The following is a 3,759-nucleotide window of genomic DNA, read 5'->3' on the forward strand; positions in this document are numbered from 1 at the left end:
GTGGCGGGCCGAGGAGCCGAGCTCGGCCTGCCCGAGCCGAGGCGCGGGACTGGTGGCGGCGGCCGGCGGCGTGCTGCGGGTCAGCGAGCGGCTGCCGCGCAACGTCGCGATGGAGCTCGTCCTCACCGGCGACCCGCTGCCCGCGCGACGCCTGCACGAGCTCGGCCTGGTCAACGTCCTGGCGCCTGCCGGGAAGGTGCTCGACGCGGCGATCGAGCTGGCCGAGCGCATCGCCGCCAACGCACCCCTGAGCGTCGCCGTCGGCAAGCGCATCGTCGAGGAGGCTCCGCACTGGAGCGCCGAGGACGCCTTCCTGCGCCAGTCCGAGCTCGCCGCACCGGTGATCTCGTCGCAGGACGCGGCCGAGGGCGTCGCCGCGTTCGCCGAGAAGCGCACGCCGAGGTGGACCGGACGCTGACCCCGGGTGTCGCTGGCCCGGGTGCGGGGCGAGGATGAAGGCAGACCTTCCTTCCCCTCGAGAGGACCCATCGTGACCATCCAGCGCGACCTCATCATCAACGGCGAGCACGTCCCCGCCGCGTCCGGACGCACCACCGACGACATCTCGCCGTGGGACCAGAGCGTCTACGCCCAGGTGGCCGCAGCCGGGCCCGAGGACGTCCACCGGGCGGTCGACGCCGCCGAGGCGGCGTTCGAGACGTGGTCGGCCACCGGCCCGTCCGAGCGCGCCCGCATCTTCGCCAAGGCCGCCGACCTGCTCGAGGAGCGCACGCCCGAGGGCATCGAGCTGATGGCCCGCGAGGTCGGTGGCGTCGCGCCGTGGGCCGGCTTCAACGCCCACCTGGCCGCCGAGATCCTGCGCTCGGCCGCGACCGCCGCCACCGCCGTCCAGGGCCAGGTGCTCACGACCGACATGCCCGGCAAGCTCTCGCTGGGCGTCAAGCGTCCCTACGGCGTCTGCGCCGCGATCTCGCCGTGGAACGCCCCGTTCATCCTCGGCGTCCGCGCCCTGGCCGTGCCGCTCGCGGTGGGCAACACCGTGGTGCTCAAGCCGAGCGAGGACGCGCCGCTGGCGTGCGGCCTGTTCCTGGCCGACGTGCTCATCGACGCGGGACTGCCGCCGGCGTGCTGAACGTCGTGACGAACGACCGCGACGACGCGGCCGAGGTCGTCGAGGCGCTCATCTCCGACGAGCGCGTGCGCAACGTCAACTTCACCGGCTCCACCAACGTCGGCCGCACGATCGGCACGCTCGCCGCCCAGCACATCAAGCCGGCCGTGCTCGAGCTCGGTGGCAAGAACTCCGTCGTCGTCCTGGAGTCCGCCGACATCGACTACGCGGTCGACGCCGCGACGTTCGGCGCCTTCATGAACGCCGGCCAGATCTGCATGTCGGCCGACCGGATCATCGTCGACCGCTCGATCGCCGAGGAGTTCACCGAGAAGCTCGTCGCCAAGGTCGCCTCGCTGCCCGCCGGCGACCCGACCGACGCGAGCACGGTGATCGGCCCCCAGGTCAACGTCCGCGCGGCCGAGCGCCAGTTCGCGCTCATCCAGGACGCCGTCGACAAGGGCGCCACCCTGCACACCGGCGGCAAGGCCCCCGAGGGCGCGCTCCTCCAGGCCACGGTGCTCTCGGACGTCACGCCGGACATGCGGATGCACCGCGAGGAGATCTTCGGCGCCGCCACCGCGATCTACACGGTCGACGGTCCCGACGAGGCCGTGGCGCTGGCCAACGAGACCGAGTACGGCCTCACCGCCGGCGTCATCGCCGAGGACCTGCGGGCCGGCTGGGCAGTCGCCGAGCGGATCAAGACCGGCATCGTCCACGTCAACGACCAGTCGGTCAACGACGAGCCGTTCGCCCCGTTCGGCGGCGTCCAGAGCTCGGGCTACGGCAAGTTCGGCGGCCAGGCCGGCATCGACTCGTTCACCGAGACCCGCTGGATGACCCTGCAGAAGGAGGGCCACGCGCCCTACCCGTTCTGATCCGGGACACAGTCGGTCCGGTCCCGAACCGTTCGGGACGGACGACTTCATGTCAGCGACGTGCCTTCCGGAACATCAGCAGGGTCGCCAGGTGCGTCCACCAGGTGCATAGCAGCGGGGGCCCGTGTAGCCAGAAAGATCGGGAGCGGACGAGCGTGGCGGTGTCGACTGCTGCCGGCGTGCTTCTGCCGCACGCTCACGAGCACGGCGAGCAGCAGCGCGTTCGGCCGCCTTGCGCTTCTTGTAGATCTCCCGAGTGCGCTCGACGCGCCGGGACATCGAGTCGTACCGGCGAAGCGCGCGAGCGACCGCGGCCGTGCCTCCGCGAGCAGACCGCAACGCCTGGACCGTGAACGCGCCGGTGTCTCGCAACAACCGGATCGAGTCGCGAGCGCCGTTACGCGCCTCCCTGAGGGACGCCAGGGCAAGGACCGCGGCGGCCGCACTCGACCCGCGATTCACGTCTTGGCTCTCGGCCCACGCCGCGTCAACAACGGCGGCAGCGTAAGCGGCGGTGCAGCGAAGGGAGTCGTCATAGGCGCCGCGTCCCATCTCCACCGCCGTCCTCGATGCCGACAGCAGTTCCGCCTCGCGGGTCGGATCGGTCGAGGACTCCAGTGGATAGCCGAGACCAGCCTCCACCAGGACCGTGGACAGGTTGGTTCCTCCGGCGGCGACGGTGTCGCGGCCGGCTGCGACGTCTGACAGGGTCAGGTCAGAGTCGGGCGCGACGTCGTTGATGAGTGCCGAAGCGGCCTCCGCGAGGCACGGGTCGTCAAGCGGGACGGCGATGAGTGGGACTGCGGCTGCCTCAGAAGGCGTGGACTGGCTCGTCGTGGACGCCCCTTCAGCCGCGGGCGCGGCGTCCTTCTGAGCGGCGCTGCCACAACTGACGACGGAAAACGCGAGGGCGACGCTGACGGCGCCGCACGCCACGTCGCGGAATCGAGCTGGCATGTCGTGCGGAACCTTCCGTGGGGAACTTAACTCAACAGATCGTCGCTTGTTCGCAGGAAGGCCGAACGGAGATTGGGACAAAAGGAGGGCGGGGTGTGAAGGTTGTCACGCCTTCGCGGGGGAAGCGCTCGAGGTAGTTGCTCGTTCAACTGTGGGTACGCACTTCCGACGAAAGGCTGCCCATGAGCATCGACCAGAGCGCCGGGTTCGACCTGGTGTCCGAGTCCGCCCTCGACTCCGACGCCCTCGACCTGCTGTTCCGCGAGGCCCGCACGGCGAACACGTTCACCGACGAGCCGGTCTCCGAGGACACCGCCCGTGCGATCTACGAGCTCGCCAAGATGGGCCCGACGATGATGAACGTGCAGCCCCTGCGCGTCACCTGGGTCCGCAGCGAGGAGGCGCGCGAGCGTCTCGTCAGCCACATGGCCGAGGGCAACGCCGCCAAGACGAAGGCCGCCCCGCTCGTCGCGGTGCTGAGCTTCGACACCGAGTGGCCCGAGCACTTCGGCACCGTGTTCCCGATCGCTCCCGAGCGAGCCGCGATGTTCACCGGCGACGAGAACGCCGCCGTCCGTGCCGCCGTGGGCAGCAACAACGCCTGGCTGCAGGCCGGCTACTTCATCCTCGCCGTCCGCGCGATGGGCCTGCACGCCGGCCCGATGGGTGGCTTCGACGCCGCCGGCATCGACGCCGACCTGCACGCCGGGCTGAACCGCCAGACGTTCATGGTCGTCAACATCGGCAAGCCCGGCCCGGACGCCTGGTTCCCGCGCCTGCCGCGCCTGGACGCCGAGGTCGCCACGACGACGCTCTGAGCGTCCCCGGCCGGACGCCGGCCGACCCCCG

At 71.1% G+C, this 3,759-nt stretch carries 3 protein-coding genes and 1 pseudogene; 3 read left to right on the forward strand and 1 reads right to left on the reverse strand.

Features of this window, described 5'->3' with window-relative positions; translation table 11 throughout:
* A partial coding sequence (locus AC2W7G_RS11260; protein WP_485868509.1) for an enoyl-CoA hydratase-related protein occupies positions 1-418 on the forward strand: 418 nt, incomplete at its 5' end.
* 177 nt (positions 419-595) lie between these two features.
* Positions 596-1,953 (forward strand): annotated as a pseudogene (locus tag AC2W7G_RS11265) (aldehyde dehydrogenase family protein).
* A 75-nt stretch (positions 1,954-2,028) separates the two neighbouring features.
* Here AC2W7G_RS11265 and AC2W7G_RS11270 read toward each other — a convergent pair.
* Positions 2,029-2,910, reverse strand: coding sequence for a hypothetical protein (locus AC2W7G_RS11270; RefSeq protein ID WP_485868510.1), 882 nt, complete (start codon positions 2,908-2,910; stop codon positions 2,029-2,031).
* Positions 2,911-3,092: 182 nt separating this feature from the next.
* On the opposite strand from AC2W7G_RS11270, the gene AC2W7G_RS11275 reads away from it, so the two are divergent.
* Positions 3,093-3,728 carry a malonic semialdehyde reductase gene (locus AC2W7G_RS11275; RefSeq protein ID WP_485868511.1) on the forward strand — a complete coding sequence of 212 codons (636 nt, stop codon included), beginning with the start codon at positions 3,093-3,095 and terminating at the stop codon, positions 3,726-3,728.
* The last annotated feature ends 31 nt before the right edge of the window (positions 3,729-3,759 follow it).

This window comes from Aeromicrobium sp. PFPM2_SD2 (assembly GCF_057364525.1).